The organism is Lentzea sp. NPDC059081 (assembly GCF_042738015.1).
In the GTDB taxonomy this organism is placed as follows: domain Bacteria; phylum Actinomycetota; class Actinomycetes; order Mycobacteriales; family Pseudonocardiaceae; genus Lentzea.
This window is the reverse complement of sequence record NZ_JBHYGW010000019.1, coordinates 1-25,797: the sequence shown is the minus strand read 5'-3', so window position 1 is coordinate 25,797 and position 25,797 is coordinate 1. Positions and strand designations below refer to the sequence as shown.

26 protein-coding genes are annotated in these 25,797 nt (G+C 68.1%); 11 read left to right on the top strand and 15 right to left on the bottom strand.

Annotation, left to right across the window (positions count from 1 at the left end):
• Nucleotides 1-48: 48 nt before the first annotated feature.
• From ACFWV3_RS32170 to ACFWV3_RS32150, 5 genes are all read right to left on the bottom strand, one after another.
• Nucleotides 49-828: a DUF6339 family protein gene (locus ACFWV3_RS32170; RefSeq protein WP_382416795.1), complete on the bottom strand. Its 780-nt coding sequence runs from the start codon at nucleotides 826-828 to the stop codon at nucleotides 49-51.
• Nucleotides 828-1,724: a hypothetical protein gene (locus ACFWV3_RS32165; RefSeq protein WP_382416793.1), complete on the bottom strand. Its 897-nt coding sequence runs from the start codon at nucleotides 1,722-1,724 to the stop codon at nucleotides 828-830. The genes ACFWV3_RS32170 and ACFWV3_RS32165 overlap by 1 nt, the downstream gene beginning before the upstream one ends.
• Nucleotides 1,721-3,661 (bottom strand): hypothetical protein, encoded by a 1,941-nt coding sequence (locus ACFWV3_RS32160; protein WP_382416791.1) that lies wholly within the window; start codon nucleotides 3,659-3,661, stop codon nucleotides 1,721-1,723. The genes ACFWV3_RS32165 and ACFWV3_RS32160 overlap by 4 nt, the downstream gene beginning before the upstream one ends.
• A gap of 110 nt (nucleotides 3,662-3,771) precedes the next feature.
• On the bottom strand, nucleotides 3,772-4,770 hold the full coding sequence (locus tag ACFWV3_RS32155) for a PD-(D/E)XK motif protein (protein ID WP_382416789.1): 999 nt from the start codon (nucleotides 4,768-4,770) through the stop codon (nucleotides 3,772-3,774).
• Entirely contained in the window at nucleotides 4,770-7,340 is a 2,571-nt protein-coding gene (locus ACFWV3_RS32150; protein WP_382416787.1) for a Z1 domain-containing protein, read from the bottom strand. The genes ACFWV3_RS32155 and ACFWV3_RS32150 overlap by 1 nt, the downstream gene beginning before the upstream one ends.
• 303 nt (nucleotides 7,341-7,643) lie before the next feature.
• Here ACFWV3_RS32150 and ACFWV3_RS32145 point away from each other — a divergent pair, with 303 nt between their 5' ends.
• The gene (locus ACFWV3_RS32145) at nucleotides 7,644-8,024 is read left to right on the top strand and encodes a hypothetical protein (protein ID WP_382416785.1); all 381 of its coding nucleotides are present in this window, start codon (nucleotides 7,644-7,646) and stop codon (nucleotides 8,022-8,024) included.
• Here the strand turns inward: ACFWV3_RS32145 and ACFWV3_RS32140 are convergent.
• On the bottom strand, nucleotides 8,007-8,822 hold the full coding sequence (locus ACFWV3_RS32140; protein ID WP_382416783.1) for an NmrA family NAD(P)-binding protein: 816 nt from the start codon (nucleotides 8,820-8,822) through the stop codon (nucleotides 8,007-8,009). The two genes, ACFWV3_RS32145 and ACFWV3_RS32140, sit on opposite strands and share 18 nt — an antisense overlap.
• Nucleotides 8,823-8,911: 89 nt before the next feature.
• Between ACFWV3_RS32140 and ACFWV3_RS32135 the strand changes: the two genes are divergently transcribed.
• Entirely contained in the window at nucleotides 8,912-9,670 is a 759-nt protein-coding gene (locus ACFWV3_RS32135; RefSeq protein ID WP_382416781.1) for an AraC family transcriptional regulator, read from the top strand.
• Here ACFWV3_RS32135 and ACFWV3_RS32130 read toward each other — a convergent pair.
• From ACFWV3_RS32130 to ACFWV3_RS32120, 3 genes are read right to left on the bottom strand one after another with little or no spacing between them, the layout of a single operon-like run.
• Entirely contained in the window at nucleotides 9,627-10,532 is a 906-nt protein-coding gene (locus tag ACFWV3_RS32130; protein ID WP_382416779.1) for a LysR family transcriptional regulator, read from the bottom strand. The two genes, ACFWV3_RS32135 and ACFWV3_RS32130, sit on opposite strands and share 44 nt — an antisense overlap.
• 45 nt (nucleotides 10,533-10,577) lie before the next feature.
• The gene (locus ACFWV3_RS32125; protein WP_382416777.1) at nucleotides 10,578-11,567 is read right to left on the bottom strand and encodes a protein NO VEIN domain-containing protein; all 990 of its coding nucleotides are present in this window, start codon (nucleotides 11,565-11,567) and stop codon (nucleotides 10,578-10,580) included.
• A gap of 56 nt (nucleotides 11,568-11,623) precedes the next feature.
• Complete coding sequence (locus tag ACFWV3_RS32120; protein WP_382416775.1) at nucleotides 11,624-12,409, bottom strand: DUF3152 domain-containing protein; 786 nt, start codon at nucleotides 12,407-12,409, stop codon at nucleotides 11,624-11,626.
• A gap of 80 nt (nucleotides 12,410-12,489) precedes the next feature.
• On the opposite strand from ACFWV3_RS32120, the gene ACFWV3_RS32115 reads away from it, so the two are divergent.
• Nucleotides 12,490-13,155, top strand: coding sequence for a response regulator (locus ACFWV3_RS32115; protein WP_382416773.1), 666 nt, complete (start codon nucleotides 12,490-12,492; stop codon nucleotides 13,153-13,155).
• Nucleotides 13,152-14,882, top strand: coding sequence for a sensor histidine kinase (locus ACFWV3_RS32110; protein ID WP_382416772.1), 1,731 nt, complete (start codon nucleotides 13,152-13,154; stop codon nucleotides 14,880-14,882). The genes ACFWV3_RS32115 and ACFWV3_RS32110 overlap by 4 nt, the downstream gene beginning before the upstream one ends.
• Here the strand turns inward: ACFWV3_RS32110 and ACFWV3_RS32105 are convergent.
• Nucleotides 14,845-15,657 carry an NAD(P)/FAD-dependent oxidoreductase gene (locus tag ACFWV3_RS32105; RefSeq protein WP_382416770.1) on the bottom strand — a complete coding sequence of 271 codons (813 nt, stop codon included), beginning with the start codon at nucleotides 15,655-15,657 and terminating at the stop codon, nucleotides 14,845-14,847. The two genes, ACFWV3_RS32110 and ACFWV3_RS32105, sit on opposite strands and share 38 nt — an antisense overlap.
• Before the next feature lie 50 nt (nucleotides 15,658-15,707).
• Here ACFWV3_RS32105 and ACFWV3_RS32100 point away from each other — a divergent pair, with 50 nt between their 5' ends.
• Nucleotides 15,708-16,283, top strand: a complete 576-nt coding sequence (locus tag ACFWV3_RS32100) for a helix-turn-helix domain-containing protein (protein ID WP_382416768.1) — start codon at nucleotides 15,708-15,710, stop codon at nucleotides 16,281-16,283.
• 7 nt (nucleotides 16,284-16,290) lie between these two features.
• The gene (locus ACFWV3_RS32095; protein WP_382416766.1) at nucleotides 16,291-16,560 is read left to right on the top strand and encodes a DUF2277 domain-containing protein; all 270 of its coding nucleotides are present in this window, start codon (nucleotides 16,291-16,293) and stop codon (nucleotides 16,558-16,560) included.
• Here ACFWV3_RS32095 and ACFWV3_RS32090 read toward each other — a convergent pair.
• The gene (locus ACFWV3_RS32090; RefSeq protein WP_382416764.1) at nucleotides 16,557-16,772 is read right to left on the bottom strand and encodes a hypothetical protein; all 216 of its coding nucleotides are present in this window, start codon (nucleotides 16,770-16,772) and stop codon (nucleotides 16,557-16,559) included. The genes ACFWV3_RS32095 and ACFWV3_RS32090 overlap by 4 nt on opposite strands.
• Before the next feature lie 327 nt (nucleotides 16,773-17,099).
• On the opposite strand from ACFWV3_RS32090, the gene ACFWV3_RS32085 reads away from it, so the two are divergent.
• Together ACFWV3_RS32085 and ACFWV3_RS32080 are read left to right on the top strand one after the other, a co-directional pair.
• Nucleotides 17,100-17,780 carry a hypothetical protein gene (locus tag ACFWV3_RS32085; RefSeq protein WP_382416762.1) on the top strand — a complete coding sequence of 227 codons (681 nt, stop codon included), beginning with the start codon at nucleotides 17,100-17,102 and terminating at the stop codon, nucleotides 17,778-17,780.
• Nucleotides 17,781-17,848: 68 nt separating this feature from the next.
• Complete coding sequence (locus tag ACFWV3_RS32080) at nucleotides 17,849-18,310, top strand: SMI1/KNR4 family protein (protein ID WP_382416761.1); 462 nt, start codon at nucleotides 17,849-17,851, stop codon at nucleotides 18,308-18,310.
• On the opposite strand, the gene ACFWV3_RS32075 is transcribed toward ACFWV3_RS32080, so the two are convergent.
• Complete coding sequence (locus tag ACFWV3_RS32075) at nucleotides 18,307-18,957, bottom strand: HNH endonuclease family protein (RefSeq protein WP_382416760.1); 651 nt, start codon at nucleotides 18,955-18,957, stop codon at nucleotides 18,307-18,309. The two genes, ACFWV3_RS32080 and ACFWV3_RS32075, sit on opposite strands and share 4 nt — an antisense overlap.
• 72 nt (nucleotides 18,958-19,029) lie before the next feature.
• The gene (locus ACFWV3_RS32070) at nucleotides 19,030-19,980 is read right to left on the bottom strand and encodes a methionyl-tRNA formyltransferase (RefSeq protein WP_382416759.1); all 951 of its coding nucleotides are present in this window, start codon (nucleotides 19,978-19,980) and stop codon (nucleotides 19,030-19,032) included.
• Nucleotides 19,981-20,073: 93 nt separating this feature from the next.
• Between ACFWV3_RS32070 and ACFWV3_RS32065 the strand changes: the two genes are divergently transcribed.
• Both ACFWV3_RS32065 and ACFWV3_RS32060 read left to right on the top strand, forming a co-directional pair.
• Nucleotides 20,074-21,324 (top strand): lysine N(6)-hydroxylase/L-ornithine N(5)-oxygenase family protein, encoded by a 1,251-nt coding sequence (locus ACFWV3_RS32065; RefSeq protein ID WP_382417014.1) that lies wholly within the window; start codon nucleotides 20,074-20,076, stop codon nucleotides 21,322-21,324.
• A 10-nt stretch (nucleotides 21,325-21,334) separates the two neighbouring features.
• Nucleotides 21,335-22,870 (top strand): amidohydrolase, encoded by a 1,536-nt coding sequence (locus ACFWV3_RS32060; RefSeq protein ID WP_382416757.1) that lies wholly within the window; start codon nucleotides 21,335-21,337, stop codon nucleotides 22,868-22,870.
• Here ACFWV3_RS32060 and ACFWV3_RS32055 read toward each other — a convergent pair.
• Together ACFWV3_RS32055 and ACFWV3_RS32050 are read right to left on the bottom strand one after the other, a co-directional pair.
• Nucleotides 22,848-23,159, bottom strand: a complete 312-nt coding sequence (locus tag ACFWV3_RS32055; RefSeq protein ID WP_382416755.1) for an ArsR/SmtB family transcription factor — start codon at nucleotides 23,157-23,159, stop codon at nucleotides 22,848-22,850. The two genes, ACFWV3_RS32060 and ACFWV3_RS32055, sit on opposite strands and share 23 nt — an antisense overlap.
• A gap of 41 nt (nucleotides 23,160-23,200) precedes the next feature.
• Entirely contained in the window at nucleotides 23,201-24,010 is an 810-nt protein-coding gene (locus ACFWV3_RS32050; protein WP_382416754.1) for a hypothetical protein, read from the bottom strand.
• A 150-nt stretch (nucleotides 24,011-24,160) separates the two neighbouring features.
• Between ACFWV3_RS32050 and ACFWV3_RS32045 the strand changes: the two genes are divergently transcribed.
• Complete coding sequence (locus ACFWV3_RS32045) at nucleotides 24,161-25,633, top strand: CHAD domain-containing protein (protein WP_382416753.1); 1,473 nt, start codon at nucleotides 24,161-24,163, stop codon at nucleotides 25,631-25,633.
• Nucleotides 25,634-25,797 lie beyond the last annotated feature (164 nt).

Here is a 25,797-nt window from a genome sequence, read left to right as displayed (position 1 = left end):
ACAGATGGCCGCTGATCTGCATCGACAGGTCGGCGGCCATCGTCGTTCCTACGCACTGACGGCTGCCTGCCGCTGCCCCTCCAGAACCGCCTGAACGCTCTCTGCAGCGGCCCGCTGCAGTTCCGTGTCCAGCTGCCGGTCCTCCATCGCGTCGAAGGCCATGAACGGCGCCAGCCGGAGTAGGCGCTTCAAGAAATCGCGAAGTACGTCTCGTTCCTTCGCGCCGGCTCGATCCAGGCCCACCCATACCCGCAGGATTGCTTTGACCACGTACGGGCTTCCGCCCAGTGCCCTTCGACGGGAGTAGATCTGGTCGAACGCCGCTTCGCCCAAGATCGTCAACGCCGAGTAGGGCCTCGGGTCATTCGGATCGTGGACGAGGTGCGCTCGCCACCACAGTCGACCGAAGACGTGGCGGGTGATGTCGGAGCCTTGCACGTTGTCGGAGTTCTGCGACTGCGTGCGCCAGTACGCGACGTCCGGGAGCAGCACCAGGGAGAGGAAGGCCCAGATGTCGCCGGACGCCGCTTCTGCGGGTACCAGACCCATCTCGCTGTGCAGCATCTCGGCCAACGCGAGGTCGAACGCGGTCTTGGCGGCTTGATCCGATTTGGCAGGAAAACCCGCCTCCGCTGCCAACGCCACGACCTTCGTCCGAAGCTCGGCAAGATCGGCGGGACTTACCCGGTCACCTCCCGTGGCCACGAACACCGCCGACAGGTGAGAGGTGCCGTGGCGAGCCGTGAGGTCGGGCAAGTCCAGGTCGCGGTACTCCTCGAACAGGGACTTCGCGTGCCAGGGCAGCAGGCGGGGGTAAAGCCGGCTCATCACGCCTCCTCGAAGAGACTCACGGCAGCCTGGACCTCGGTGGCGAAGAGGTTCGGCGACTGCTCACGCCGTTGACGCAGATGCTGGACGGACGTGTACGGGAACAGGTTGGTCACCAGGCTTTGCAAGGTGGCGCCCAAGCTGTCCTCCGCGTAGTCGGCCTCCAAGGTGAAGTCGGAGTCCGCCAGTGCGTGCTCGATCATGGTTCTGGCGATGTCGGCATAGGCGGCGGACAGGTACACCTTGTCGATCGGGCGAGGCGTCGCGGCGTTCTGGAAGGCGGTGACGACTGCCTTCTTCTGCTCGTTGATGAGCAGAAGAAGAGCTCCCATGGTGGCGGTGTTCAGTTCTCCGCTGAGCTGGACGTGCCACGCGGACTCGGCAGGAAGCTGGGTGGACCCGAAGTCGACCACGGCGATCGGGAACTGCGGCGCGTCGCCTTGGAGGTGCAGTGTGCGCCTGTCCGTCCACAGCACCGATCCACCACGACGTGGGGCGGCGATCGCGCTGGTCTCCACCGGCTCCGCGAGAACCAGCTGGGTGTCGAGTGTCAGCTGACCTCCCAGCTGGGTGCCGGGCAGCTCGATGTCGAGCTCGACCGTGTGGGCACCTCCACCGGACAACGGGATGCGCTTGGCCGTTCCTCGCAGACTCGACCCCTTCGCCGTCCACACGACCACCAGCGACAACTTCACATCGGTTGTCAGTCCGGTCGATGCGTACACGGCGTCGAGATCGACGTGGACCTCGTTCTTGAGGCGGAGGCTCGTCTGGTAGTCCCAGTCGGGCAACGCGTCCGGCAGCTCGAAACCCTGCCCGTCGACCACGAGGAGCCACTGCTGCGCTTTCACCGCCTCGTCGCCCGGCGTGCGGTAAGGAAGTGCTCTGCGGCTCACCTCGAGACCTCCGCTCGCTTCACCGCGACACCGATCTCCGTCACCGTGTCAGGCGCGGGAACGACCAGGAGACGCCAGATGTCCGGTCCTCCCGAGACGACGAGAGCGTTCGTCCGATCGATCAGCCCACGCTCGTTCTCCCAGCCGAAGAACTCGGGCTGGGGCGCTCCGATGGGCGGATCCGTCTCCCGCACCCCGTTGCCGGGAAGAAGGATCGACAGCTGGGGTGCCACCAGCTGTGTCCCCGGTACGGGCAACCGGAACTCCTGCACCAGGACGACCTGCCCATCACGGTCCTCGTAATAGGGCTCGGCGATGTACTGCACCTTCGGGCGGGCAGCGGGGGCCTGCGGTTTGGGCGACGCGGGAAGGGTGCCGGCCAGGGATTGCCAGTCGGGCCGCTCGTCCTGCGCATTCGCGTCGAACGGCAGCTCGGTCCGATCAGCGGAGATGCCCTGCTCGCCGGTCTGATGACCATCCCACGGTCGCACGTCGGGTACCGGGGTCGGACTCTGCGGCTGAGCCGCGCTCACGAAGGGCTCGGACTCCTCTGGTGCCCACTCGACGTCTTCGTCCTCCGTCGACGCCAAGGGGCCTGTCTTGGGCTTCCCGAACCGGACACCGCCGCCGATTCCCCACGCTCCGGTGACGAGGCTGGAGAACTCTCGGCTCGCCGCGCCCAGGGGGACCTCCACTCCAGGCGACTTGACCTTGTCGTTGATCTCGACGAGTGCGTCGAGCTTCTCCTTGAGCCGTGTGAAAGTCACCTTGACGTAGGTCTTGTCGCGCCCCTCCAGCGATTGCCACGCCCACGCGTCGTGGGTCGGCGGTTCGGAGGCGGCGAACACCGAGTCCATGTCCTCCGTCGCGCGGAACACGCCGGCGTAGGACATGTACTCCGCGGAAGGTTTCGGACCTTGGTGATAGGTCACGACGAGCTCCGCCGTTCGCATCAGGCAAACGTGGTGCACCGTCTTGTCGATCCCCATGCCGGCCGCGGCGGCCGTGGGCTCCACGGGCGGAGCGAGGCGCTTCTCCAGGCCGAGCCTGCCGAGCACGCGCTTCGGGCTGTAGGACTCCAGCACGTGACTCTTGTCCGAGGAGCACATGTTCTCGTAAGCCTCGACGAAGATGTCGATCGGACGGGTGTTCCTGGGATCCGGGACATCCACCTCGGAACCCTGATGGCGCACGGAGAACGTCATCGGTGGACGCCCGCCCGCAGGTGTCAGCATCTTCGGCCACAGGTTCCACAGGATCGCGTCGGCCAGGTAGCTCGTCGCCTCGCGCGGATCCCGGTCGCCGAGCTCGGGGTCGATCACCACGATGCTGGTCCCGGTCTCCTCGGCCTCGAACGCGCGCAGGCCGAGCCGGTGGGCCATGACCTCGGCGTCCGGTCCGGTCAGCGGTTCGATGACATCGCCGTCGTTGTTCCCCCACCAGTGACGGCCGGTGTAGCGCGTCGCGTCGTCACCTTTGCCCTTCACGTGGCTCTGCCAGAGCGCGACTCCGATGAGACGGGTCTCGAATCCTTCCTCCACGCGACAACGGGTGTGCACCAGCACGGCGCCGGACTTCGCGATGAGGTAGAAGATGCCCTTGCCGAATCCGTAAGTACCGCCGCCGAGGGCGGTATCACGTGGCTCACCGATGTTGCGGACGAACGACACGAAGTCGTGGTCCTGGGTGACCGCGCTGTCGGCTCGCGTCGGCCCACCAAGCCCGCTGGTGCCCCGATCCGAGATCGTCAGGATGTCGATGGTCGGCGCCGACACCGACGCCCGGAGCGGGAGATGTTCGGTCTGGGGCGCATCCCTCAGCAGCTCCTCCCGCCAGACCGGGGCGTGAGCAGCTCCGACCGTCTGGTACTCGATCCGGTAGTCCACCGTGCGGTCGGGAAGTCGGGCGTCCCAACTGTTCTGAGCCGACTCGCGCACCAAGACCGTCAGGAGGTCCAGCTCCGGACGGCCGAGCTGGTTGCGGATTCCTTCGGCCGCACTCGCACCTTCAGGCGGAAAGGGTTGTGAGTACCACGCGGCGTTGTTCATCAGTTCCCCCGAATGATCTCGGCAAGACGATCGTCGATCTGCGACTTGTCCAACGGCTGCGTCGCGACAGCGTCCAGGTCGACGGTGTAGTGGACGTCCCGGACCGACTCCGGAACCGAGTCCGAGCGAACCCGAGGAAATGAATCGGCGATCTCGTACCACCGTTCCTCGTGAACGGTGAACCGAACGTCGCGGTAGAGATCGGCGTCCACGGGCCTGTACCCGACCATCGCCAACTTCGTGAAGAACCCGCTCTCGTCATCCGCCAGCCGTCGGATCTGGTCGAGCAGTTCCAGCAGCCCCGTCCCCTGCCCTTCTGAACGGGCGAGCCTGAACCACACGAGGTGGAGGTCACCTCCCTTGGGCACCTCCAGTTGCGCGGTCCCGTGAACGCGGAACCGGCGTTCCTCCTGAGCCAGCGACGACTTGACCTCGATGGCGTGCGCTCCCACGAGAACGTCGTGCTTGGCACCGGTCGGGCCGAGCCACCAGTCGGTGGCGGTCGGCCAGGACTCCAATAGGCGGCGAAGCACGAGGAGCTCGCCGAACAGTCCTGCGAGCTGTTCGGAGCCGAGTTCGGAGGACGACTTCTGAAACAGGGCCCGCCAACGGTCCAGAACCGAGTACAGAGCCTTCAGCGGACGGTTCGGCGTAGCCGTGACAGCGTGAAGCACGTCCTCGCACAACCCGGTGAACACATCGTTCAGATCGGTACGCGCGCAGCACAAGTCGGCGTAGCGAACATACGTAACGTCATCTTCGAGGGGTCGCTCACGCAGGCGCAGGGCCGATCCATCGCCTCTTGTCCGCACGTGCTGCTGCGAAGACAGCGGTACGAGCAGATGGCGACGGCCTTCGTGGTCCACTGCCACGTTGAGCCGTCCGCTGCCCGACACGACCGGGAGCGCGGAGGTCCGAAGCCTGTTCGGCGCGGAAGCAACGTCCTGTTCGAGCTCGTTCCAGTGTTCGTCCAGCAGGTTTCGGAGACGGTCGGCCATCACCTCTCCTCTTCGTCCAGGCCGGTGAGGTCCTCCTCCTCGATGTCGACCTTCGACAGGTCCGCACTGACGTAGGTCCACTTGACGGCGTTGTCCTGGCCGCTCGGCTTGGGGAACACCAGGCCGACCCCGATGGCGTCTTCCTCCAGCCCGAGAGGTTCGCGTGTCGGTTTGTGGGGCATGGAGTTCTTGTCGATCGCGTAGAGGACGAGAAGGCCGGTCGACGGCAGTTGAGCACGACGCAGATCTTCGATACGCCGTTCGGTCAGGCTGCTCTTGCTCGAATCCGTCCGCAGGTCGATGGCCGCGTCCCTACGGCTCATCAGCGTCTTGATGTCGACGGTTCCGTCGATGACCTTGCTCGGCAGCCGGGCACGGGTGTTCTGTCCGACGCACACATCGGGCGCGAACGCGAACGACCTGGTGTCCGGCCTGTCCAGGGGGTTGCCGACGATCGCCACGTTCCACCAACGCAGTGCAGAAGCCGCAGTAATCCGCTTCTTGATGTAAGCGGTGATCAGCCCGGCGTCACACTCCTGCGAATTCTTGTGGAACTCGTAAGCTGCCAAGAAGTCCAGGATCCGTTCGTGAGAGACGTCCCTGAACAGGAAACGTCCGTCAGGCAGACCGGGGTCTCGAACGACCTGGTCGTGGATCGCGCCTGCGACAAGATCCCGTGCCGCTCGCTGGTTGTTCCTCAGCCACTCGGGATCGGTCTTGAAGTACCTGGTCTGGATGCGCAGCCCGCCATAGGCGAACTCGGCCTTGACGGCGTCCTTCATCTTCGCGGCGGCCGTCACCCTCAACTTCGGGTGGGTCCTGAGGCGCACCGCGAACTGCATCGGCGTCTTGTCCTCGACCATGTAGACGTCGATGTCCCGCCGCATCTCGTTCTCGACCGTGGCGAGATGGCGGAACCAGTCCCGAAGTTCGTCGGTCATCCAGATACGGGGCAGGTCCGCGTATCCGTTGCGATAACCGAACCAGCGTCCCATCTGCAGCAGCGTGTCGTACGCGGAGACGGCGCGCACGAAGTAGCTCACCGCCAGCCCTTCCAGGGTCAGGCCTCGGGACAACGTGTTCCCGCCGACCGCGATGGCGGTGACCGGCCCGCCTTCGTAGTCGAGCCTGTCCTTGCTGCTCGAGTTGTCCATGACGATCCGGCAGGACCGGATGGACTCCGCCAGAGCGTGTTCGATCTCGCCGAACTCGAGTGTGCGTTCCCCGAACAGCGCGGCGTTGACCCTGCTCGTCTCCTTCTCCCACAACGTCCGGAACTCGTCGAGCAGATCGCGGTCTCCCGACTCGACAGCTCGAAGACATTTCTCCCTGAGCCCTCGAAGCGGCGGACCGAAACTGTTGTGCACCGAGGTGTTCACGCTCGTGTGGATCAACATGGTGCAGTGGGCCTTGCCCGTGCCCCGCACCCGTCGAGCGGCTGTCGTCAGCCAGAAGTAGAGGATCGCGTCGCGGAGGCTTCCCGCGATGGTCGGCATGAACCCGTCGACATCGGTCTTCGACGCAGGCCGGACGAGGTGCACCTCGTCGTCGGGCACATCGCGGATCATGTCGTGGCCGTCGAAGACGTCTTCCGGGTCCTCACCGTCCAGCGCGTCACGGCCGAACAGGACCTCGGTGCCGAAGTGGCCTTCCGGCTGCGGCAGGTTGACGATGAAGTCCCTCGGGTACAGATCTTCCGGCACCGACGGGTCGATCAGGAGGTTCGCGAACGGGGTGGCCGTGTAGCCGACGTACGCCGACTTCGGCAGACGGTTGAGGATCCGGCAGATCAGCGGGTTGATCGTGCCGGTCGCCACGGTCGCCTGATCGGCTTCGTCGTCGATGATCAACGCCGGGCAGTCGCGCAGGTGCCCCGACGCGGACGCCAGCCACTGGTCGAACTTCTCCAGAACGGTCCGGTTCTTCTTGATGACGCACAGCACGTGCTGCTTGTTGCCCGTGGCGAAGTACCCGGCGGCGTTCGCAGGCGGGTAGAAGTCCTTGTCGGGGTCGGTGAGCTGCATCCAGCCCGACGGGTTGGGCTCGACCAGCTGTTGCTCCAGCCGGAGTTGCGTTTGCCTGCGCAACCCGTTGTGAATACCGGCGAGCACGATGAACAGCTTGTACCCGCGGTCGGCGGCTTTGGCCATGACCGCGGTGAAGTTCGTTGTTTTGCCTGATTGAACGTATCCGACCACCAACCCGCGGGTGGAGAACGTCTTCTCCTTCGGGTGACTCAGCATGGAGACGACCTTGGTGGACGCCGCGTCGAGATTGTCGATCGACGAGTCGGACCAGCCGTCTTTGCCGAGCAGACCCTTGATGGCGGGCCAGCACTTGTCCTTGGGACGAGGGCCGGTGTACCAGGTGAAGCGATTGCCGAGGACCACCGACCTCGGCTCCTCCCGCTCCTTGATCTTGATCGTCTCACGCTCGTGGCGGTCCCTGACCTGCTGCAACAGCTCCTGACCGACGCTCAGGATCTCCATCTTCTTGATCGCCTCGTCCGGCGTGCCGGACTCCAGCAAATCCAAGAAGACGTCGTACACCTGATCGAGCTTGGACGACACGGATCCTCCACGGTGCGGGCAGAACGCGTTTCTGGAGGCACTTTTGAGCGAATTCGCTCCATACCCCCGTCATCTGCCAAGTAACATCTACGATCGCACAAGTCGATCCATTCGTTACTCGAATCGCCACCGTCCGGCGGAACTGGGCTCAGATGGAGTACGTGTCGATACCGTCTGCGATCCGAGACCACGCCATCGGGTGCGTGACAACGCCTTTCCGCCGGCCTACGTGCGAACAGAGGTTCGATCAGCCGAGTGAAGACCCAGGTCGCCGGGCATCGCCGCGCGTGAACAATCGAACTCGTGGACAAGATCCGGTTGGGCACCTTTGTCGTGGTCGCGGTGCTGGTCGTGCAGACGGTGGCCAGCCTCGTGTGGCGTGCCGATGCGACGCTGACCGGCATTGCGCTCGCGTTCAACGCAGTCGCCGCTGTGTCCACGGCGCTGTTCGTCAAGAGGGGCGGGCGGGCTGCGTGGGTTGTCGGTGGGTGGTGTGCCGGGTTCTTCGGGTGGCACGTGGTCGGGCTCGGTGAGCTGGCCGGGTGGTGGACGACCGGGCTGGACGCAGCGTTCCTCCTGGGCTCGTCGTACCAGCTGTCGGTCGTCTACCAGGCTGTTCTGGCCACGGCCTGCGGGTTTGCCGTGCACCTGTTGTTGCCGCGGCGGTCAGCGCCAGGCGTCTAGGGCGCCGGCCACGTAGGTGTCGAAGTCGGTGGGCCGACGGCCCAGCAGGCGGCTCACGTCGTCGGTCGGGGTGGCCAGCAGGCCTGTGCGCATGGCGTCGTACATGCCGTTGAGCTCGGTGGCGTCGTCTTCGGAGAGGCCCTCGGCCAGGAGGAAGTCGCGGTACTCGGCCGGGGTCAGCCTGGCCAGGTCCACCGGGCGGTTCAGGGCCGTGGAGATCTTGCTGACGGCTGTGGCGAACGTGAGGGTGTCCGGGCCGGTGAGGTTGTAGGTCTGGCCCTCGTGGCCTTCGGTGGTGAGGGTCAGGGCCGCTACTTCGGCGATGTCGTGGACGTCGACGAACGGTTCCGGGGTGTCGTCCACGGGGAGTGCGAGGCGGCCGGCTCGGATGCCGGCGTGCCAGAGCTCCTCGGAGAAGTTCTGAGCGAAGTTGTTGGCGCGCAGGATGGTCCAGGGGACTGAGGAGTTGCGCACTGCTTCCTCAGCTGCGTGCATGCCGGCGAAGACGGTGGACGGGAACCTGTCCAGGTTTCGGCCGGAGAGCAGGACCAGGCGTACGCCTGCGGTTTCAGCCTTGCGGACGAACGGGGCGGCAAGTGCTGGGTCGTGCGGCGCGATGACGTAGGCCGCGGTGGCGCCGGAGAGAGCCGGCTGCCAGGTCGACTCGTCGGACCAGTCGAAGCGGACGGCGCTGGAGCGGGAGGCGGCCCGGACTGCGGCGCCGGTGTTCTTGAGCGCGTTCACCACGCGGCGGCCCGTTTTGCCGGTCGCGCCCAGGACGAGGATCTCTTGTGTCATGGCCTCCACTGCACCTCAAGTGGGCTGTCGAGGGCATGGGTGAGCGTTCAGCACAGCTGTCCGATCGTCCCGGACGTATGTTGGGAAGCATGGAGCCGTTCGACGAACTGCTGCGCGGGGTGCGCGCGGATGGCGCCGGCGTGCGTCGGGTGGAGGTTGCCGGGACGCGGGTGCGGGCCGGTCTCACGTTGTACGCGGTGGTGTCCGGCGAGATCGCTGTGCTGGACGCGACCGCGGGTCCTGGGGACGTGCTGGTGGTGCGGGATTCCGTTGCCGTGCACGGGAACGCGTCGGTGGTCAGCGGGACGTATGACGTGCTGGGGACCGTCGCTCGCCGGTTGACGGAGGTGCTGCCGGACGCGCTGGTGGCGCCGGGGACCGATGGGTGTGCGGAGTTCTACGGGACGTTGGGGGACGAGTCCAGCGTGGTGGCGGACCGGCTGCTGGACTGGCTGATGGTCTGCGCGCTGCGGGAGTGGTTCGACCGCGAGCACGACGAGGGCTGGCTGGCCGCGCTCGCGGACGAGGTGGTGGGGCCGGTGCTGCGGGCGATGCACGACGATCCCGCGCGGGCGTGGACTCTGGCGTCATTGGCGAAAGAGGCCGGGGTGGCGCGGACGACGCTCGCCGGGCGGTTCTGCCGGTTGGTCGGAACGCCGCCGCTGACCTACCTGACGGAATGGCGGATGGCGCTCGCGGCCGACCTGCTGGCGGAGTCGTCGGCGACGGTGGCCTCGGTGGCGCGGCGGGTCGGGTACGCGGACGCGTTCGGGTTCAGCGCCGCGTTCAAGCGCGTGCACGGCTTCAGCCCCAGCGAGTGCCGCACGAGGTGCGCCGTGAGCGCGTGACGTCCACGCAGCATCGAACGAAGTCGGTGACGGCGTCTCCCGCGTCTGGCTGCCACGCGACGGCGATCTCGCTGGGACTCACGCCCGTCACCGGCACATAGACCACGTCCGGTCGCGCGTAGAAGTGCGGCGCGGACGCCGGTACCAGCGCGATGCCGTGCCCGCTCGCCACGGCGCCCAGGAACTCGTCGGGCTTCTCCACGACGGCACCGATGCACACCTCGCGTCCGTCCCTTTCGGACAGAGCGAGCCAGTGGTCGCGCCACGCTCCCTTCAAAGCCGGGGCGACGACGACCGGTTCGTCCCACAGCTCGGGGAACGCGATCTCGGCGCGACAGGCCAGCGGATGTGCGGAAGGCAGTGCCACGCAACGACGTTCGCTGAACAGCACCCGCACCTTGCACCCCTCTTCGCCGAGGAAGGGCAGGCGCAGCAACGCGACCGGCACGTCCGCGGTGGCCAGGCCCGCCGACGGGTCCGACCACGGCGCCTGTTCGAGGTCGACCCGCCACCCCGGTCTGACTTCGCCGAAAGCACTGACGATGCGTTGCGTGGCGTCGCCGGCCGCACTGGCCAGGAACCCGACGCGCAACACCCTGGCCGCACTCCGCGTCTCGCCGACGGCGGCGTCCCACCCGGCGAGCACCGGCGGGACCCGCGCGGCGAAGGCACGGCCTGCGTCGGTCAGCCTCATCCCGGTGCTGGACCTGGTGAAGAGCCGCACGCCCAGCTGCGACTCGAGGTGCTTGAGCTGCTTGGTGAGCGACGGTTGCGACACGAACAGCCGGTGCGCCGCGCGCGTGAGGTTGCCCTCCTCAGCGATGGCGGCGAAGTACCGCAGCAGCCTCGTGTCGACGTCCATCGGGTCAGGTTAGGAGATCGGCATCAACCACAGGTGAGCCCGGCGTCAGTCAGGAAGCGTGTAGCAGTACCTGGTCGGCGTCAGGCGGTCGTCCTCCGGACTCCAGTCGGACCACACCCGAAGCTCTCCTCCGGACAGGTCCCAGCCGCCGAGGCCGTCGTTCACGGCGTGAATGCGGTCCACCACAACGAGATCTGTGGGGTGGTTCCGCGCGTGGCGCACCTCGTTGACGGTCAGTTCGATCTCGGCGCGCCACGAGGTGCTGCCCTTGACCTCGACGTGACGTTCCGGGCCGATCCCCAGCACACGCAGGTCGTAGGGCTTGCCGAGCTCGTCGATCTGCGTCGCGCCCAACCCGAGGTAGTGCTCCTTCGCCATGTCGACGGAGTAACGCTCGACCGCCAGCCTCAGTGCGACGTCCTGCAGGCGCCCGAGGGTCGACGGTTCCCGCGGCGCGTCGCGCTCGAACGCCTGCCGGATCTCCTCCACCTCGGTCAGCTCCGGAATCGCGTGCACCAAGGCCGCCGGGAACTTGGTGAGGTAGGCCTGCGCGGCTCGCACCTCGTTCGAGCGGTAGAAGATGAACGGCAAGTACAACGACTCGCCGAACCGCTCCTTCAAGCCCGCGAACACTTCTTCGAGCACGGGGCGCAGCTCGGCCACCCTCGCCCGGTCCAGCGGTCGTTCGAGGCGGTTGAAGCCACCGCACCGCATCCGCCAGCCGCGGCCGATCGTCGGGATGCCACGAGCTCGGCCGTACGTGCCGCGCGCCTGCCAGACGTAGTCGTCCTCTTCCGCCAACGGACCGGTCACCACCGACCAGCCGGCCAACGCGGGGCGGCCCAGCAAGGTGCGGTGCCAGTGGAACACGACATCGCCCGGACGTAGCTCGGTGACCAGCGAATACGACCACTCCTCGATGCCACGGGCGTTGCGTTGCGGCGCGTTGACGTCAACACCGGGGTCTGGACGGTCGGTGACCTCCATCCAGTACCGCTCCGCGGGATCGCCCGCCCACCAAGCGTTGATCTTCACCACTGCATGGTGCCGCAGCTGCTGCGGTACGCCAACGGCTTATGGCACGCCGTAGGTCACGGATACGGCCACCCGTTGGGCCTGCACACCTTGCCGTCCTGCGGGATGAACGCCCCCTGCGGCACGCCCCCGGTGATCCGCACGATCTCGTCGTTCGACACGCTGAACGTCTGCTGCATCATCACCGGCGCCGGCCCGCCCGCCGCGCCGCACGGCTGGTGGCCCTGGCCGAACGCGTGGCCCACCTCGTGGTTGACCATGTACTGCCGGTATGAGGTGAGGTCGGGCAGGAACGCCACGGCGCCGCGGAACCAGCGTGCGGCGTTCAGCACCACGAAGCCGCCGTCGCGGCAGGAGACGTCGACCGGGATCTCGAAGCCGCACACGGCTCTGGCGGTGTGCTGGGACGCGAGTCTGATGCGGACCGAGGCCGGGCCGGAGACGCGCTGAACCGCACGGGCGCCACGGGCGGTCCAGCCGCGCGGGTCGGTGAGGGTGGCGTCCACGAAGGCGGCGAAGGCCTGGTCGTCGACGGTGATGCCGTCCTCGACCTCGACGGCGTAGGTGCGCAGCGGGCCGGTGCCGACCACCGGGCCCTCGCCGGGGACGACGTGGAACGTGCCCGTGCCCGTCTCGGGGAAGGTGGGGCCGTCCGGCAGGTCCGAGCTGGAGGCGTACACACGCGGCGCCGAAGACGGGACGGCGGACGACGAGGACGAGACGACAGGCGCCGAAGGTGTCGTGGTCGGGGCGGCCGCGGGGGACGTTTCGCCTGCCAGTTGCGTCGCCGTGAGCAGGAGGGCCGTCAAGGCCACGGCCGACAGGACCATGTGCACCTTCATGACGGCCACGCTCGCCGGAACTGATGAAGAACTTGTTTGCGTTCCGCTTGACTGTCGTGAAGGGCTGCATACTGCGAGCTGTGTGCGCCCACATCCTCGTCGCGGAGGACAACGTTCACCAGGCTGAGCTCGTCCGCCGCTACCTCGAGCACGACGGGCACTCCGTGGTGGTCGTCCACGACGGACGGGCCGCCATCGACGAGACGCGGCGCCGCAACCCCGATCTGCTGGTGCTGGACGTGATGATGCCGGTGGTGGACGGCATCGACGTCATGCGCGCGGTCCGTGCCGAGTCGGACGTGCCGATCGTGCTGCTCACGGCGCGGTCCACCGAGGACGACGTGCTGCTCGGGTTCGACCTCGGCGCGGACGACTACATCACCAAACCGTTCCGGCCTCGGCAGATGGTCGCGCGGGTCAGGACGATCCTGCGGCGCGCCGGCAGAGCTCGGGAGACGAACCTCGCGGTGCTCAAGGTCGGCGACCTGACCGTCGACCCGATCCGGCACGAGGTGCGGATCGACGACGAGGTCGTCGGGCTGACCCCGGCGGAGTTCCGCCTGCTGGCCAAGATGGCCGCGCAGCCGCACCGGGTCTTCACGCGCGAACAGCTGCTGGACGACGGGTTCATCACCGCGCGCACGATCGACGTGCACATGATGAAGCTGCGCCGCAAGATCGAGCAGGACTCCCGCCGGCCGCAGCGGCTCCTCACCGTCTACGGCATCGGGTACAAGCTCGTATGAACAGCCTGCTCGTGCGGTTCTTCCTGTTCTCGCTGGTGATCGCGGCCTGCTCGATCGCGGTCACGGCGTGGCTCGCGAGCCAGGCGACGACCGGCGCCATCCGGCAGGAGCAGGGCGAGGCGCTCGAGACGGACGCCCAGATCGTCGACGAGCTGGTGGGGTACGCGGCCACGCACCAGGGCTGGGCGGCTGCCAAGTCCGAAGTGGACGGACTCGCGCGGACGTACGGCCGGCGCATCGCGCTGACCGACCGCAACGGCAGGAAGCTGGTGGACACCGGCGACGAGAGCGCTCCCCCGCTGCCGATCACCCCCAAGGCGCTGGTGGACCCGTTGAACGTCAACGGCGAGGTCGACCGGAGGGCGGTCGGCCCGTTCAAGCTCACCGACGACGAGTTCCGCGAGCTGCACACCTACTCCGAGCGGCTCAAGGCGTGCAACCGGTACATCAAGATCGTGGACGCGCCGAACGGCAGGCCGCGGCTGGCCAGCGACGAACCCGGCCGGCTCTCCGTCTGGGACGACTGCAAGGTGGGCGAGCAGCTGTACGAGCTCACGTCGACCGAGATCGCGGCCTACGGCCAGCTGCAGCAGTTGTTCGTCGACTGCCTGAGCCGCGTCCACCCCGGCGCGAGGATGCAGGGCAAGGGGCAGACGCCCCCGACGCTCGACTGGGAGATCACGACGGTCCTCGACTCGACCCCCGAAGCCGCGAACTGCATGGACAGCGCACGCCGCGACCAGCTGCGGCCCTACGTCGCCGAGCCGGTGCAGCTGTTCCTCACCTCACCGACCGGCGGCGAACCGCTCCCGATCGACCTGTCGACCACCGGCAGCACCCGGATCGCGTTGGTGGCGCTGGGAATCCTCGCGCTCGCCGGGTTCGCGTCGTGGATCACCGCGACCCGGCTGGTGCGGCCGATCCGAGCCCTCACCGCCGCCACGAAACGCACGGCGGAAGGCGACCGCACGGCACGGGTGGACGGCGGCGCGGGCGAGATCGGTGAGCTCGCCCGGTCGTTCAACGCGATGTCGGCCAAGCTCGCCGAGACCGAACGCCAGCGCCAGGCCATGGTCAGCGACGTCGCGCACGAGCTGCGCACGCCGCTCGGCAACATCACCGGCTGGCTGGAGGCGACGCAGGACGGCCTGGCCGAACCGGACCCGCACCTGGTCGGGATGCTCCTCGACGAGTCGCTTCTGCTGCAACGGCTCGTGGACGACCTGCACGACCTGGCGCAGGCCGACGCGGGCACGCTGCGGCTGCACCCCGAGCCGATCGCGCTCGACGACGTCGTCGACCAGGTCGTCACCGCGCAGCAGAACCGCGAGATCCTGCTGCGCGCCGAGACCACGCCGGTCCACCTCACCGCCGACCCGGTGCGGCTGCGCCAGGCGCTCGGCAACCTGGTCGCGAACGCCGTCCGCTACACCCCGCCGGGCGGCGAGGTCGTGGTGAAGCTGTTCCAGGACGGGGAGAACGCCGTCCTGGAGGTGCGCGACACCGGCACCGGCATCGCGCCGGGCGACCTGCCTCACGTGTTCGACCGGTTCTGGCGCGCCGACAAGTCCCGCAGCCGCAGCACGGGTGGCAGCGGGCTCGGGCTCGCGATCACCCGCCACCTGGTCGAGGCGCACGGCGGCACGGTGTCGGTCACCAGCGTGCTCGGCCGGGGTTCGACGTTCCGGATCACGCTCCCGGCACGAGCCCCAGCAGGTCCATGTTGATCATTCCGGCCGCCTGGGCGCCCTGGGCGGCGGCGACGATGACGATCGCCGTCGGGTCCGTGACGTTGCCCGCCGCGTAGACGCCCGGAACGCTCGTGCGCCCCTTGTCGTCCGTGCGCACGAACGGACCGGCCATGGTCTCGACGGTCTCGGCGCCCAACGCGAGCAGGAGCTCGTCGCGCGGCTTGACCGGCGCCGAGTACACGAGCGCGTCGGCCGGGACGCGGTCCGAGCCGGAGATCACCGCGACCAGCCGGTCGTCCTCGACCTCGATCCCGTCGACGGACGGGACGTGCGCGACGTCGGCCGACCACTGGCGGACCAGCGCGACCTTCATCTCCTCGCCGAACACCACGAGCTTCTGGTCGCGGACCTCGTAGCCGTGGCAGTACGGGCACCCGAAGACGTCCCGGCCCCAGCGTTCACGCAGGTTGTCGGGCACCTCGTCGACCATGCCGGTCGCGAACAGCAGGCGTTGGGCCGTCACGACACGTCCGGACAGCTCGACCGAGAACCCGCCATCGGTCCGTGACACGGCGCGCACGTCGTCGTTGACGATCTCTCCGCCGTAGCCCTCCACCTCGGCGCGGCCGTGCTTGAGCAGCTCCAACGGCGACAGCCCGTCGCGAGAGAGGTAGTTGTGCATGTGCGGGGCAGGCTTGTTGCGCGGCTCGGCGCCGTCGACCACGAACACGCTGCGGCGCGCCCTGGTCAGCATCAGGCCTGCGCTCAGCCCGGCCGCTCCCCCACCGATGATCACCACTTCGTAGTTCATGCCGCAACACTGCGGTCGACAGCCCGATTTTGGCAAAGTAAGTTGCTGTTATGGCAACAACGGTGGGGCAACGGCTCGCGGCGCTCCGGGCGGAGCACGACCTGACGCTGGCGGCGTTGTCCGAGATGACGGGCATCTCGAAGTCGACGCTGTCGCGGCTCGAGACCGACCAGCGCAAGCCGACGCTGGAGCTGCTGCTGCCGTTGTCGAGGACGTACCAGGTGACGCTCGACAACCTGGTCGGCGCCCCCGAGGTCGGCGACCCGCGGGTCGCGATGAAGCCGCGCCAGCTCGCCCACGGCCGCGTCGGCATCCCGCTGACGCGCTCGATCGGGCCGCTGCAGGCGTGGAAGATGATCCTCACCGACCCCGAGCTGCACGAACCGCGCGTGCACGAGGGCTACGAGTGGTTCTACGTGCTCAGCGGGCGGATTCGGATGCGGCTCGGCGACAGGGAGATCGTGCTGCGCGCCGGCGAGGTGGCCGAGTTCGACTGCCGCCAGCCGCACAGCTTCAGCAGCGCGGACGGCAGGCCCGCGGAGATCATCAGCCTGTTCGGCAAGCAGGGCGAACGCATCCACACCCGCGCGGCGCCACCGAACAGGCCGGCGCTCGACAGGTCATAGTGGAGGCATGTGCCGAAACATCCGCGTGCTCCACAACTTCGAACCGCCGGCCACCTCCGACGAGGTGCAGGCCGCGGCGCTGCAGTACGTGCGGAAGGTGAGCGGGGCGGCCAAGCCGTCGGCGGCGAACCAGGCCGCGTTCGACCAGGCGGTCGCGGCCGTGGCGGCGGCGACGCGCGACCTGCTGGAGGCGCTGGTCACGACCGCTCCACCGAAGGACCGCGAGGTCGAGGCCGCGAAGGCCAAAGCACGGGCCGCGGAGCGCTACGGGCGTTAGCGCGTCACGCGGGTGTCCAGGTACATGCAGATCAGCTTGGCCGCGACACCCGCGGAGCCGACGATGAACGCCTGGTCGGGGCCGAGGGTCACGGCGATGGCCCAGAGCAGCAGGACGATCAGCGTGCAGATCACCGTCATCTGCACCGCGTGCGGCCAGTGCGCGGGGTGGACCAGCCACCCGCCCGACCACCGCGGCTGCGGAACCTCCACGTCACCCGCTCTATCGGGTGAACGCTCCGCCTTGACCGCCATCGTGCTCCTTCGCCGAAATTCCTCCTGCCGAACTCCATTCTCCCGAGTTGATCTTCTACAGAGGGTGACTCACCTGGGTCTTGCGGTGAGCGTTGCGTGAGCGTCGGCGAACGGCAGACGAACGGTCATGCGCATGATCGGTCGCCAGGGGGTCACCGTCCGCTTACAGATTGAGGCGTAGGTCGCAACTCTGCGTGTCACCGTTCGAGTGAACGGTCAACGCTCTGTGACCACTGAGCCGATCGGAGCAGCACCGTTTTTGTCAGACCTCTCGGATAACGTCAGGTGAAGAAGGCGGTACGAGGGGAGAAAGCGTTGCCGGACAACAACGTCAGCGTCACCGCACTGTCGTTCACCGAGTACGTCATGAGCGGCCAGCGTGGACGCATCAACATCGTGTCGGAGCAGCGGGGGATGTACCTGACCTCCGATCCCAGGGTCTGCGGGTTCTACAACCCGATCCGCGACGCCATGCGACGAGCGGTCAACTCGACCGAACCCGAGCTGGAGCTCAAGAAGGCGGTCATGAACGCCAACCGCACCGGCCAGCCGCGGGCGTTCGAGGAGATCGCCGACGGCTTCCTGCCGTGGCTGGCGTCGTTCAAGGCGACCGGCGTCCCGGTGGAGCCCGCCACCTACCGCGCCGGTGAGCTCACCCTGAAGGTCCGGCCGCACCTGGGCCTGCGCAAGAAGGACGGCAGCACCTACGCCGTGCTCGTGCACACCAAGGAACTGCCGTTGACCAGGGAGGCGGCCAACGTCGGGCTGCGCATCCTGCAGCACACCATCGCGGAGACGCTGCCGGGCGCCACGCCGATGGTGCTCGACGTGCGGCGTGGCAAGGCGTACCAGATGCCGGCGCGGACGAACCTCGGGAAGCTGGACGTGCTGATCGCCGCGGAGGCGATGGGGTACGTGACGCACTGGAAGCTGTCCGGCCTGTTCGAAGCGGTCCAGGTCGGATAGAGGAAAGGTGACGACGCGGCCCGTCTGGGGGGTCGGGCCGTGTCGTCGGCACAGGACGAGGGGGACCTTTGTCGCGGAGCGCCGAGCTGCTCGCGTTGGTGAAGCGGGAACGGAAACGCGAGCACGAGCTGTCCTGGGCCGACGCCGAGGAGCACGTGGGGTTCGAGTTCCCCGGCGACTACAAGGAACTGTTGTCAGCGGTCGGTAGCGGCACCTTCGACCACGTCGTCGAGGTGACGTCACCCGTCGCGGACGAGGACTCGCTCGACGGCTTCTTCGGCGACGTGCACGAGTCGCGGGAGTTCGACGGCCTGATCCCGTGGGGCCGAGCCGGGAGCTGCACCCTGTTCTGGCGCACCGACGGCAAGCCGGACGAGTGGACGATCGCCTTGTGCGATGCCGAGTTCTCCGAGTGGGAGAGCTACGACGGACCGATGACCGCGTTCCTGCACGACCTGCTGACGGGGAAGTTCACGACCGCGCTGGTCGAGTTCACGCCGGGACGCGATCCCGGGTTCTGGCCGGGTTAGCAGGTCTGCAGCATCGAGGCCAGCGCGTCGTGCTCAGCCTGGTCCGCGGTCAGCTTGTACGTGATCTTCACCGCGATCCAGTGCTGCGCGTAGGTGCACCAGTACGTCTGCACCGGCGGCTTCCACTTGGCCGGGTCCTGGTCGCCCTTGCCGCGATTGGTCTTCGCCGTCACGGCGAGGAGCTGGATGCCGCCGAGGTCGTTGGCGAACGCCTTGCGCTGGTCGTCGGTCCACTTGTCCGCGCCGGACCGCCACGCTTCGGCCAGCGGGACGGTGTGGTCGATGTCGACCTCGCCCGCGTCCTTGATCACCACGTTGTCGTAAGGACTGTTCCAGGTTCCCGAAACCGCCTTGCAGTCCTTGTCCGACTTCACGTCGGCGCCCTGGCGCTGCAGCACGATCTCCCTGGTGTCGCAGGAGTTCCCCTGCGAGGCCCAGTGCGGGAACCGGTCGCGGCTGTAGCCGGTCATCTTGCCCTCCGGCGCGATCTGCACCGCGGCGAGATCGGACGAACCGGTCGGAGCGGCGCCGGTCGGCACCGGCGTCGAAGGCGGGTTCTCCTTGCCGGACTGGAGTTCCGACAGATACCAGCCGAGTGCCACGAGCAGCACGAAGACCACCAGTGACGTCACCGCCGCGCGATTCATGCGCCCATGATCGACCATCCTGATCACGGACCGGTCACCCGGCCCGTGATCAGCGTGTCGAAGTGATGACGACTACTGGGGCCGCGAGGTGAGGTAGCCGCCCATGTTCTTGAAGTACTCGTGCGCCTTCAGCTCCACGCCGTCGGCCGTGCGAACCTTCTTGACCAGCAACGCCTTGCTCTGCCCGCGCCTTGCCTCGGCCCCCGCGACGATCGCCACGCCGTCGCCCTCGCGGTAGAAGATCCGGCCGGGAGTGCCGCCGTAGACCTCGGAGGAGACGTCCGCCTCGATGATCTCCAGCCGCTGCCCGCGGTGGAAGCAGAACGCGCTCGGGTACGGCGCGCACTGCGCCCGCACCAGCCGGTCGAGCTCCTCGGCGGTCCAGGTGAAGTCGATCCGCAGGTCCTCCTCGGCGCGCTTGTGGAAGAACGAGGCCTGCGACCGGTCCTGCTTGATGAACTCCGTGCGACCGGACGCGATCTCGGCGAGGCCGTCGACGGTGATGGGACCGAAGAGCGCCAGCGTCTTCTCGAACAGGATCGCCGTCGTGTCGCGCGGGCCGACCGGAACCGAGCGCTGCAGCACGATGTCACCGGCGTCGAGCGTGTCGTCCATCATGTGCGCCGTCACGCCGACTTCCTTCTCGTCGTTGAGCAGCGCCCAGATCAACGGCGAGAAGCCCGCGTACTTCGGCAGGAGCGAGTCGTGCACGTTCAACGTGCCGTGCTTGGGCAGCGCGAAGACCTGCGGCGGGATCCACGTCCGCCAGTTGCAGGCAACGATCACGTCGGGGTCGGCGGCCTTGAGCGCGTCGAGCAGCTCCTGGTCCTCCGGGCGCTCGCGGACGATCACGTCGACGCCGTTCTCCCGGGCCAGGTCCTCGACCGAATCGCTCCAGACCTTCTCGTACGCACCCTCACCCCTGGGGTGGGTCACCACCAGGACGACCTCGTGCTCGGACGCCAAAAGTGCCTGCAGGGTGCGATGACCCCAGGTCTGGAACCCGAACATGACGACCCTCATGGGGGTGCCCTCCTTCACTCCGGTGCGATACGGTCAGGCTAACCTAACTGACGGCTTGCGAAGGAAGCTTAGGCTTCCCTAAGTTAAGTGCTCATGCATCCGATCTACGACATCGTCGGCATCGGGTTCGGTCCCTCGAACCTGGCGCTCGCCATCGCTCTCACCGAGCACAACGAGCAGGCCGAAACCCCTGTCACCGCGGTGTTCCTGGAACGTCAGCCGACGTTCGGCTGGCATCGGGGCATGTTGCTCGACGACGCCACCATGCAGGTGTCGTTCCTCAAGGACCTGGTCACGATGAGAAACCCCACCAGCGGGTTCTCGTTCCTCTGCTACCTCCGGGACCGCGGCCGGCTCGTCGACTTCGTCAACCACAAGAACCTGTTCCCGCTGCGGGTCGAGTTCCACGACTACTTCGAGTGGGCCGCGGCGCAGGTCGACGACCTCGTCTCGTACGGCACGGAAGCCGTTGGCGTGGAAGCGATCCACGACGACCTGTTCGAGGTGACGACGGCCACTGGTGACGTGTACCACGCCCGCAACCTCGTCTTCGCGACCGGCCTGCGCCCGATCGTCCCCGAGGGCGTCGCGCTGTCGGACCGCGTGTGGCACAACAGCCAGTTCCTGCACCGCATCGGCGAGGTGACCGACCCGAAGCGGTGCGTCGTCGTCGGCGCCGGGCAGAGTGCCGCGGAGGCCGTGGCGCACCTGCACCGCGAGTTCCCCGGCGCCGAGGTGTGCTCGGTGTTCTCCCGCTACGGCTACAGCCCGGCCGACGACAGCTCGTTCGCGAACCGGATCTTCGACCCCGAGGCCGTCGACCACTACTTCGACGCCCCGGACGCCGTGAAGCAGCGGCTGATGGCCTACCACCGCAACACCAACTACTCGGTGGTCGACGTCGACCTCATCGCGCAGCTCTACCGCACCGCGTACCAGGAGAAGGTGCTGGGCAGGGAGCGCCTGCGGATGATGAACATGACCCGGCTCGTCGCGGTCGAGGAGTCCGCGGACGGGGCCCGCGCGGTGATCCAGTCACTCGTCACCGGCGAGCAGGAGTACCTCGACACGGACCTCGTGCTGCTCGCGACCGGCTACGACGAAGCCGCGCCCATGCTCGGTTCTCTCGACAAGACCTGCGCACGGGACGAGACCGGCCGTCTGGTCGTGGGTCGCGACTACCGGTTGCAGACGACGTTGCGCGGCGGCATCTACCTCCAAGGCGGCACCGAGCACTCCCACGGCATCACGTCGTCGCTGCTGTCCAACGTCGCCGTGCGGTCGGGCGAGATCCTCGAATCCGTGCTGACCCACACCGCCGTGCCGGTTCTCGCGACGGCGTAATACTCAGCGGGTGAAGCTCGACCTGAAACTGACGGGCTGCCGGGCCCTCACGATGGACCCGGCACACCCCGCCGCGCACACGATCGGCATCTGGCAGGGCCGCGTCGCCGGGCTGGACGAGCAGGTCGAGGACCTGCCGGCCGCCGAGACCCTCGACCTCGGCGGCGCCGTGGTGCTGCCGGGGTTCATCGACGCCCACACGCACCTCGCGTGGAACGGGCGCCGCACCATCGACATCACCGGGCTGCCGACGGTCGCCCTGGTCCTCGACCGGCTCACCGGTGCTCCCGGCACGGGCTGGATCGAGGCCTCCGGGTACGACCGCCGGATCATGGACCGGCCACTCACCGCCGCCGACCTCGACCGGGTCAGCGGCGGGAGGCCGATCTACGTGGCCGACCTGTCCGGGCACGCGTGCGTGGTGAACTCCGTGGTGCTCAGCCAGTTGCCCGGCATCACGAGCGACGGCTGGCTGACCGAGAACGACCAGCTGGCCGCCCGCACGTTGCGGCTGCCGTACTCGCTCGACGAGATCGTCGACGAGCTGCACACCAGCGCACGCCAGGTGCTCGCCGAGGGCGTGACGATGTGTGCGGAGGCGGGCATCGGCGCCGGGCTGATCGCGAGCAGTCCGTTGGAAGCCGCCGCGTACCAACGTGCGAAGCTGCCGATCCGCGTGCAGCTCATGGTGTCCGCGCACGTGCTGCACCCGGTCGCGGCCGATCCGGCGGACGGCATCCCGCGGGCGATCGACCTCGGTCTGCACACCGGTTTCGGTGACGACATGCTCTCGCTGGGCGCGATGAAGCTGTGGACCGACGGCGGCATGATCGCGCGCACGGCCGCGTTGACCGAGCCCTACGCCGGCACGGACAACCGCGGTCAACTCGCCGACACCGAGGAGTTCATGCGCGCGGCGATCGTCGACGGCCATCACGCCGGCTGGCAGCTCGCGATCCACGCTATCGGCGACCGCGCGATCGACTTCACGCTCGACGCCGTGGCCGAGGCCCAGCGCCAACGCCCACGTGCCGACGCACGGCACCGCATCGAGCACTGCGGTCTCGTCCGTCCCGACCAGCTCGGCCGGATCGCCGCCCTCGGCATGATCCCCGTCGTCCAGCCGGCGTTCCTGCACGCCTATGGCGACGACTACAGCGAGATCATGGGCGCGGAGCGGGCGCCGTGGATGTACCGCGGGCGGTCGTTCCTCGATCACGGGATCACCGTCGCGGGCAGCTCGGACCGGCCGGTCGCGGACGGAGCACCGTTGCGCGCCATCGAGTTCATGGTGCGCCGCCGCTCCTCCGGCGGCCGCGCGGTCGGACCGGACGAGGCGATCACCGTCGAGGAGGCGATCCGCGCGTACACGCTCGGCAGCGCCTACGCGTGCCGCCAGGAGGACGTGCTGGGCAGCCTCACGCCCGGCAAGCTCGCCGACCTGGTGGTGCTCGGCGACGACCCGCGCACGAGCGACGCGATCGCGGACATCCCGGTGCTCGCGACGATGGTGGGCGGCGCGTTCAGCTTTCAGCGATCTTCTTGATCGCGGCCAGCCGCCTGTCCCACTGCGAGGCGAGCGAGGCCATCCACGTGGCGGTGGCGTCGAGCGCGCCGGACCGGACGGAGAAGTTGTTCTCCCGGCCGGCGCGCTCGGACGCCACCAGCTCCGCCTTCTCCAGCACCGCGAGGTGCTTCACGATCGCCTGCCTGCTCACCGGCAGCTCCGCGGCGAGCGCCGAGGCCGACACCGCGCCCTTCGCCGCCACCAGATCCAGGATCCGGCGGCGCGTCGGGTCGGCGAGCGCGGCCAGGACGTCGTCAACCTGACTCACCGCACCCACCACCTCTTGCAACCCCTCGGTTGCAGAACAGGCTACTGCAGGTGGAACGTCGCGGCCAAGGTGGTGAGCCGGTCGGCGATGTCGGCGTGGACGTTCGTGCGCCGCACCCAGTTCTGGCACCCGCTGGACGCCGACGGCGCCGCACCGAGCGGCGACACCGCGTCCGTGACGCCGTACTCCAGCCGGTAGGCGAGGACCGCGATCGCCGACTCCAGCCAGAACGACGGGTCCGGCGTGGGGATCTCGCCGAGCCCGACCCGGAACCACACGGGCATCCGCGCGTACTGCCCGAGCGCCTCGGAGATGCGCCGCGCGGCCGCGTCCTTGATCTCGCCGCGGGCCTTGTCCCCCTCGAGCACGGCCTCGGTGCGCCACTCCTCGCCCGCCGCGTCCTCGTCGGCCGCCAGCCGCTCGGCCGCCCGCTGGGCGCTCGCCTCGTTCGCGTTGATCAGCCACTCCATCTGGCGGACCTCGTGCGACAACGCGTCGCGCTCGAACCGCGGCACCCGCCCACCGTCCAACTTGGACCGCGCGTCGTCACGGCGGGCCTTGAGCCCGTCGAACTCGAGCACCTCCTGCTTGAGCTCGACCCGCGCCGGGTCGGCGAGGATCTCCTGCTCCGCGTCCCACGCCCGGCGCAACGCCTCGACCAGCGGTTCCACGTCCCCCGCCACGGCGTCGAGGTCGGCCAGCGGCCCGTCCCCCGCCCCGGACAACCGCCGCTCCAGCACGGTGAGCCGAGCCGTGACGCGCTCGAGCTCGGCCGTGAGCTGACCGACGTGGCTGATCAACGTGGCGACCTGCGGCTCGACCACGTCGAGCCGTTCCTTCTCCGTGGGCACGCGACCAGCGAACCGGACACCGAGGACCGGCAAAAGCGGGTAACCAGCGATTGCACGCATTAGAGGCCGGGTTCCGCCCGGCAGTGGAACCACCCTCACGCACGGTCACAACAGTGGGTGAACCCGGACAAAACGAGGTATGAATAGAAAATGGCGACCTCCGTTACCGAGACCGAACGCAAGTACGAGGCCCCGTCGGACGCGAGCCTGCCCGACCTCACGGAGATCACCGGCGTGGCCACGGGCCCGGAGGAGTTCGACCTCGAGGCCACCTACTTCGACACCACCGACTACCGCCTGGCCCGAGCCGGCGTGACCCTGCGCCGCCGCGTCGGCGGCGAGGACGAGGGCTGGCACCTCAAGCTCCCGGCCGGCGAGGACAGCCGCCAGGAGGTCCGCGTCCCCCTGGGCCGCGCGGTGAAGACCCCGCCCAAGGACCTCTCCTCCCTGGTCAGAGCCCACACGAGGGGCCAGAACCTGGGCCCGGTGGCCGAGATCAGGACCAACCGCCGCCGCTGGCAGCTGACCAACAACACCGGCAAGCTGCTCGCCGAGGTCGTCGACGACGTAGTCACCGCCCAGACCATGGGCAGCTCGACCACCACGACCTCCTGGCGCGAGATCGAGGTGGAACTGGGCGAGGCGGGCAACCGCAAGCTCCTCGACACCGTCGAACGCCACCTGGGCGACGCGGGCATCACCCCGTCGTCCTCGAAGTCCAAGCTCTCCCAGGTGATCGGCGTGAAACGGGACGCCGTCCCCGCCGTCACCAAGAAGTCCACGGCAGGCGAAGTGGTCCTCGCCTACCTCCACGAACAACGAGCGGCCCTGCAAAACCAGGACCCGCGCGTCCGCACCAACGAACACGACGCCATCCACCAGATGCGCGTGGCCACCCGCCGCATGCGCTCAGCGCTCCAAGCCTACGGCAAGCTCGTCGACCGCGAGGCGACCAGAGCCCTCACCGAGGAACTGAAGTGGCTGGCCTCGGTCCTGGGCACCTCACGGGACCTCGAAGTCCTCCGCACCCGCTTCGAGAACGCCCTGCACGCCCTCCCACCAGAACTGGTCCTGGGCGACGTGGCAGCCCGCATGACCCGCCACTTCGCGCCCCTGGAAGCCAAGGCGCACAACGACTCCGTAGCCGCCCTGGACAGCAGGCGCTACTTCACCCTCCTCAACGACATCGACACCCTCCTCACCACCCCGCCTTTCACCAAACAGGCAGCCGGCAAGGCAAAAGACGTCCTCCCCGCCCTGGTCGAAAAGGCCCGCCACCGCCTGGACACGCGAGTGGAAGCCGCCCTGCGGACCACCGACAGCGACGAGCCCCTGCACGAGGCCCGCAAAGCGGCCAAACGCCTTCGCTACAGCGCGGAAGTGGCCGAACCAGCACTCGGCAAACACGCCAAGGCCCTCCGCAAGCGAGCGAAGGACGTCCAAACCCTCCTGGGCGACCACCAGGACTCAGTAGTCGCCCGCCCAGTGCTGCTGGACCTGGGCAGGGGCAACGAGAACGGCTTCACGTACGGCCTCCTCTACGGCCAGGAGGTAGAGCTGGCGCACAAAACAGAAGCAGCACTCCCCGCCCTGTGGCACAAGCTGAGCAAGGAACACCTCTAGCCAACGCCGAAGGCAAGGCACGCGACGGCGAAGCCGAGCCCCAAGCGAAGCCGAAGGCGAGCAGTCTTGGCTTGAAACAGAAGGTTCCGGTGGGGTGGTCCCGTCACGAGCCGTGGCACAGCACTCGCTGCACCTGAGGAGGGGTGTCAACTCGCCACGCTTTT